We start from the raw sequence: 6,966 nt of genomic DNA on the forward strand, positions 1-6,966 counted from the left end.
AGGGGACGCTAGGGGAGTAGCACCCCAGCCGCGCCTCGCTCAGCGGCTACTAGGAGCAGTTGCCGTTTACATTGCAGGAGGGGCCCGCCTCCGCACCGTTGCTACCCGCGGCGTCGCCCGAAGCACCCGCCAGCGGGTTCAAAAACTCAACACGGTGAGCCTCCTCCCACACCTGACGCAGCGCCTGCACCAGCATCTTCGCAGGCTGCGCACCACTCACCGCCCACTTCGACTCAATCAAAAAGAACGGCACACCATTAATACCCAGCTGGCGCGCCAACTGCTCATCGGCACGCACATCCGCCGCGTAACGGTCACTCTTCAGCACTGCCTCAACCTCAGCAGTATCCAGACCAATCTCAGAAGCAATATCCAGAATCGACTCGTGATCCTGCACCGAACGGCCCTGCGTAAAGTACGCCAGCTTAAACGCCTCCTGCGCCGCCGACGCCAAACCCTGCTCCGCCGCATAATGAATCACACGGTGCGCATCAAACGTGTTACCATACCGCGCCTGCCGCCAATTGAAATCCAAACCCACCTCGCGGGCACGATCCGCCAACGACTCCTGGCTCGCAATCGCCTGCTCTAACGGCATCTGATACTTACCAGCAATCAGCTCAGGCAGCGAACCGGCAGGATGCTCCGTAGCCGACGGGTCCAGCTCAAAACTATGCCACACCACCTCAACCTCGTCGCGGTGCTCAAACTCGGCGAGCGCCAGCTCCAGGTTACGCTTGCCCACGTAGCAGAAGGGACACACAATATCGGACCAAATATCAATACGCATTGTCGTCTATTCCTCTCACACTCGGATGCGGCACACTACCGCCACTATACGCTCACCTAACGCCCCGGCTGCCGTACTTATTCCCGCGGCTATTACCCGCGATTATTCCCGCCGGGTACAGTAAAGCCCCCTCGCGCCGGTCCGTACAGAATCTCAATACAGGATGTCCGTACAGGAACCGGGTCAAGGGGGCTTCACCTGGGAAAGTCTACACCAACCTATCGGCGGGCGGCCGCCGGTGCGGTAGTGGCAGTAGCCGCGGGTGCAGCCGTAGCCGCCGGTGCAGTGGTCGCACGAGCAGCCGGAGCAGTCGTTGCCGCCGGAGCGGTCGTCGCCTGCTGGGTCGCCTGCTGGTTTGCCGCTACCTCATCCTCATAGCGGGTAGTCGGCGCCTCAGTGGTCGGCTCCGGGGTAGGGGCCGGCGCCTCCGTAGTAGCCTCGGGGGACGGGGTGTGCTCCTCCGGGGTGGGGGTCGGCGAAGGAGCCGCCGCCTTAATCTCTTCCTCAGAGGCATCACCGTAGTAGTCACGAATCGTCACCGCAGTCAGGCCGCGGTCATCAATCAGGCCCTTCACCTTATCCAGGATCGGGATGATCGTCTCGTAGTTTAGGTGGCCCAGCACAATCTGCTGCGGCAGCATGTAGCGGATGCAACGCATGTAAACCACGCGGGAGCTGGTCTTTGCCTCATCACCGGTGGTGCCGTTCCACATGACCGGGCGGGTAAAACCAATCTCGCCAGCAGCCTTCAGAACCGCATCGTTGTAGCGGCCGTACGGCGGGCGGAAGTACGGCTTCGACGAGACACCGAACATGCTCATAATCTCGTCTTCGTTACGCTGCAGCTCTTCCTTCACGCCCTCAGCATCCAGGGTGGTCAGGTCAGCGTGGTTGTACGTGTGGTTCGCAACCTGAATCTGGCCGCTCTGAACCAGCGGACGCAGCAACGACACATGCTCCTTGAAACCGGTGTACGAAGCGTTAATGAAGAACGTCAGGCGAGTATTCGTACGCTTCGAAAACTCAGCATAGCCACGAATTGCCTCCGGGCTCGCACCGTCATCAACAGTCCACGCAACATACTTACCCTCACCAACGAGGGAGTTGCCGATACCGGGCCATTCGCGCGGCTTATCAACCGGATTGCCAGCAGCGGCAACCGTCGGCGAATTCGTGGGTGCGGGGCGAGTAGCAGCAGAGGTCTCGCCGCCAGCCTGATACGGAGTGAAATTACCGCTGGTGCCGTCGTAGTCATTCGACTTCGTCGAGCAGGCAGCAATCAGCGGAAGCATAGCAGTGCCGAGCACAAAAAGTCGGCGATTAGGCTGTGAGTGGGTCATACCTTCCAGGATAACGCCCCCACCTGCAAGGAACGAATCTGAACAGCAAATACACCCTAAATAATGTGCACATCACACCGCGAGCTCAGCACCACAGTATTAATAGGTATAAGAACTAGGCGTAAGAACACAGAATCAAGAAGCCGCAAGCCGGTAACGCTCCGCTACACTAGTGGGATGGAGAATTTGGGCACTCACGAACTGCGCAACCTCGTAAACGATGCTGCCGACGAGGCAGTCAACATCGGCTACCGCGTTGCAGACCGGCTACACCGGTGGCGAGAAAAGCGCGCCATCGCAGCCGGACGCGAGCCTATCCTCGTACCCACCGAAGGCTACGGACGCGCCGCATCCGACGGAAACCCCGGCTGGGTCCGCGTCATCGCCCGCGCCCTCTACAAGACGGTCACCCTCGAACGCCTCCTGCAGGTCGTCGACGGCACCCAAGACACCGCCAACCCCATGCGCGGCTGGCGCTCCTTCACCGCAACCGCAATGTCGGATGCACCCGTCACCATCGTCATCGGCGGCACCAAGTACGAGGCGTACACCGACCGCGGCGGCGTGCTCGACGTCAAACTCACCATTGACCTGGAACCCGGAATCCACGAAGTCGTCATGTACGTGCCCGGATCCCGCGCCGTAGCAACCAGCGTCTACATCGTTCCCGAAAGCCAGAAGCTCGGCGTCATCATGGACGTCGACGACACCGTCATGGTCACCATGCTGCCGCGCCCCCTCGTCGCCGCCTGGAACTCCTTCATCCTCGACGAGCACGCACGCATCCCCACCCCCGGCATGGCGGTCATGACCGACCGTATCCGCCGCAGCCACCCGGATGCGCCGTTCATGTACCTGTCCACCGGCGCCTGGAACATCACCCCGACCCTGCGCCGCTTCCTCAGCCGCAACGGCTACCCGCGCGGCACGTTCCTGCTCACCGACTGGGGCCCCACCCCCGACCGCTGGTTCCGCTCCGGCACCAACCACAAGGTCGAGTCCCTGCGCCGCCTCGCCGAGGAATTCCCGCAGATGAAGTGGATCCTCGTCGGCGACGACGGGCAGCGCGACCCGTACATCTACAACGGCTTCGCGGTACGCTACCCGGACAACGTGGCGGCAATCGTCATCCGCAACCTGACCGTGGGGGAGACCATGCTCGCCTCCGGCCGCGTGTGGAGCGACTACCGCGCCGAACAGATGATGCGCTCGCCGCTGTGGATTGAAGCCACCGACGGCGTAACTCTCAGCAAGAAGCTACGCGAGCTGGGCCTAATCGATTTCTAGCCGGTTACTGCTCGCCGGTTGCTAAAACCAGCGCCTATACCCAGTAAACCCACCGTAAATACCGTGAAATAGCGGTATATGCGGTGGGTTTTGGTGTTTCAGCGGAATTAACCAACTTAAACCCACGACACACCGGCTACCGAAAAAGAGTTAAAAATCTTTTCTACAGCCTTAATCACACAGCTTAAACCCGCTTGAAGGGGGTTAACCCCCGCCTTTAAGAAAGTCCGTTCTGCTTTAAAACCGCGCCGTTCCGCGCAAGAACGGGGGAGAGTTAAGATCTCTTTAAAATCAAGCCCAAATCTGCCGGGTTTTATGCCCCCGAAAGCATACATGAGGTTAACTGAACCTCAACTCACCGGGTGGAAGAACCCTTAAAAAATCTGACCAACTTAAACCCCACCTGTGGATAACCCGGCACACCCCGCGAAAATACGGCGAACTAGCCCCGGAGCAGGGTGTGGATAAGCTGTAGACACCCCCTCTTAAGTGGGTTCAGCTGTGGGTTTATCGAACGAAACACGACCCTCACACCACATCATCTTGTGGTGAAGAAATTTCTCGACACTAGATGTAGTATTAATACTCGGTTCCACCACTACGGCACCTTAAGCGTCCTGCCCCAGCGCAGGAAACCGCCACACCCCACTAGGAGGGGGCAGCGGACGGCACAGCGCCCGCCGTAAACAACACGTGGCGAACCACCGACGAAACACGCCAGATTCATTCACGAGATAACCCCGCCTGAGCGGGAGAAAGTAAGAGGCACCCCAATGGTAGTGACCGTGTACACCAAGCCCCAGTGCGTCCAGTGCAACATGACCTACCGCGCCCTCGACGCGAAGGGTATCAGCTACACCAAGGTTGATATCACCGAAGACGCTCAGGCCCTCGAAATGGTCAAGTCCCTCGGCTACATGCAGGCACCCGTCGTCATTGCAGGCGACGAGCACTGGTCCGGCTTCCAGCCCGACAAGATCAACGCTCTGGCAGCGTAACAACCCTGCCGAAACCCGTACAAACGGAAAATCGGCACGGAACTCACACCGGCACACGAGAATAAGGAGTACAGATTGAGTACCGCCCTCACGCCCAACCCCGTCGACGAGCACGCAGAAATCCGGAAGATTCTTATGGATGCACGCAACGCCTCCGAGGGTCGAGCGACCGAGGTCGAACTGGACGACACGGCGCCACTCATCGTGTACTTCTCCTCCATCTCCGGTAACACCCACAAGTTCGTGGAGAAGATCCGTGCCCGCCGCCTCCGCCTGCCGCTGCGCACCGGCGAGGACACCCTCATTCTTGATGAGCCGTTCGTGCTCATCGTCCCCACCTACGGCAAGCCTGATGGCGCCGGTAACGTTCCCCCGCAGGTGGTTAAATTCCTGAACGTGGAGCAGAATCGCCACCACATACTCGGTGTGATTGGCTCCGGCAACACCAACTTTGGTCCGCTCTTCGGTATCGCGGCAGACATTGTCGCCAAGAAGTGCGATGTGCCCGTGCTCTTCAAATTTGAGCTCATGGGCACCGATTCAGATGTAGAAAAAGTCAACGAAGGATTGGAAGCATTTTGGACGCAAAACTGCCCTCAGCACTAGAAACTCTCGGTGCGAGCCACAGCGGCAAGAGCGTGCCCGAGAAGTTCAAGGGTATGAGCTACCACGAGCTGAACGCACTGCTGAACCTCTACGATGAGAACGGCCAGATTCAGTTCGATGCAGACCGTCAGGCTGCACGTCAGTACTTCCTGCAGCACGTCAACAACAACACCGTCTTCTTCCACGACCTGGAAGAGAAGATCGAGTACCTGATCGAGAACCAGTACTACGAGCCGGAACTCTTCGACAAGTACAACTTCCAGTTCATCAAGAACCTGTTCAAGCGCGCCTACGCCGTGAAGTTCCGCTTCCCGACCTTCCTGGGTGCCTTCAAGTTCTACACCTCCTACGCGCTCAAGACCTTCGACGGTCAGCGCTACCTGGAGCGTTTTGAAGACCGCGTCTGCATGGTCGCACTGCTACTGGCAGAAGGCAACGAGAAGCTCGCCGAAGACATCGTCGACGAGATCATCTCCGGCCGTTTCCAGCCGGCAACCCCGACCTTCCTCAACGCAGGTAAGAAGCAGCGCGGCGAGCTCGTCTCCTGCTTCCTGCTGCGCATGGAAGACAACATGGAGTCCATCGGCCGCTCCATCAACTCTGCACTGCAGCTCTCCAAGCGCGGCGGCGGCGTGGCATTCGCCCTGACCAACCTGCGCGAATCCGGTGCGCCCATTAAGAAGATTGAGAACCAGTCCTCGGGCGTTATCCCCGTCATGAAGCTGCTGGAAGACGCCTTCTCCTACGCAAACCAGCTCGGCGCACGTCAGGGTGCCGGTGCCGTGTACCTGCACGCACACCACCCCGACATCTACGCCTTCCTGGACACCAAGCGTGAGAACGCTGACGAGAAGATCCGCATCAAGACCCTCTCCCTGGGCGTTGTCATCCCCGACATCACCTTCGAGCTGGCGAAGAAGAACGAGGACATGTACCTCTTCTCCCCGTACGATGTGGAACGCATCTACGGCGTGCCCTTCTCCGACATCAACGTCTCCGAGAAGTACTACGAGATGGTCGACGATGCACGCATCACCAAGACCAAGATTAACGCGCGTGAGTTCTTCCAGACCATCGCAGAGATCCAGTTCGAGTCCGGCTACCCGTACGTGATGTTCGAAGACACCGTCAACCGCGCGAACCCCATCGCCGGTAAGGTCATCATGTCCAACCTGTGCTCCGAGATCCTGCAGGTTTCTGAGCCGTCCACCTACCACGCTGACCTCGGCTACGAGACCGTCGGTAAGGACATCTCCTGCAACCTCGGTTCGCTGAACATTGCACTGACCATGGACGGCGACGACTTCGGCAAGACCGTGGAAACCGCGATTCGTTCGCTGACCTCCGTCTCCGACCAGTCCGACATCCGCTCCGTACCCTCCATCGAGCGCGGCAACAACATGAGCCACGCCGTGGGTCTGGGCCAGATGAACCTGCACGGCTACCTGGCACGCGAGCACGTCTACTACGGTTCCGAAGAAGCACTGGACTTCACCAACATGTACTTCTACACCGTCGCCTACCACGCAATCCGCGCCTCCATGCAGATTGCTAAGGAACGCGGCCAGCGTTTCGAGGGCTTCGAGAACTCGAAGTACGCAACCGGTGAGTTCTTCGCCAAGTACATTGAGAAGGAATGGGCACCGCAGACCGAGCGTACCCGCGAACTGTTCGCTAAGCACCACATCCCCACCCGTGAAGAGTGGATTCAGCTGGCTGCTGACGTGGCACAGTACGGCATGTACAACCAGAACCTGCAGGCCGTTCCTCCGACCGGCTCGATTTCCTACATCAACGGTTCGACCTCTTCGATTCACCCGATCGCTTCGAAGATTGAGATCCGCAAGGAAGGCAAGATCGGCCGCGTCTACTACCCGGCACCGTACATGACGAACGAGAACCTGGAGTACTACCAGGACGCGTACGAGATCGGCCCGGAGAAGAT

Annotated in this window: 6 protein-coding genes; 4 read left to right on the plus strand and 2 right to left on the minus strand. The window is 59.1% G+C overall.

The window, feature by feature from the left end:
* Positions 1–49: 49 nt before the first annotated feature.
* Both QZ540_RS07780 and QZ540_RS07785 read right to left on the minus strand, forming a co-directional pair.
* Entirely contained in the window at positions 50–790 is a 741-nt protein-coding gene (locus tag QZ540_RS07780) for a DsbA family oxidoreductase (protein WP_294628981.1), read from the minus strand.
* A gap of 218 nt (positions 791–1,008) precedes the next feature.
* Complete coding sequence (locus QZ540_RS07785; protein WP_294628984.1) at positions 1,009–2,130, minus strand: polysaccharide deacetylase family protein; 1,122 nt, start codon at positions 2,128–2,130, stop codon at positions 1,009–1,011.
* Between the two features lie 177 nt (positions 2,131–2,307).
* On the opposite strand from QZ540_RS07785, the gene QZ540_RS07790 reads away from it, so the two are divergent.
* From QZ540_RS07790 to nrdE, 4 genes are all read left to right on the plus strand, one after another.
* Complete coding sequence (locus tag QZ540_RS07790; RefSeq protein WP_294628986.1) at positions 2,308–3,417, plus strand: App1 family protein; 1,110 nt, start codon at positions 2,308–2,310, stop codon at positions 3,415–3,417.
* A gap of 773 nt (positions 3,418–4,190) precedes the next feature.
* Entirely contained in the window at positions 4,191–4,415 is a 225-nt protein-coding gene (gene nrdH / locus QZ540_RS07795; RefSeq protein ID WP_005505794.1) for a glutaredoxin-like protein NrdH, read from the plus strand.
* A gap of 75 nt (positions 4,416–4,490) precedes the next feature.
* Positions 4,491–5,021, plus strand: coding sequence for a class Ib ribonucleoside-diphosphate reductase assembly flavoprotein NrdI (gene nrdI, locus QZ540_RS07800; RefSeq protein WP_049354719.1), 531 nt, complete (start codon positions 4,491–4,493; stop codon positions 5,019–5,021).
* The coding region (gene nrdE, locus QZ540_RS07805) for a class 1b ribonucleoside-diphosphate reductase subunit alpha (RefSeq protein ID WP_294628989.1) at positions 4,994–6,966 on the plus strand (1,973 nt) is incomplete at its 3' end. The genes nrdI and nrdE, both read left to right, overlap by 28 nt.

The sequence above is a fragment of the uncultured Rothia sp. genome (assembly GCF_916049665.1).
Taxonomy (GTDB): Bacteria; Actinomycetota; Actinomycetes; order Actinomycetales; family Micrococcaceae; genus Rothia.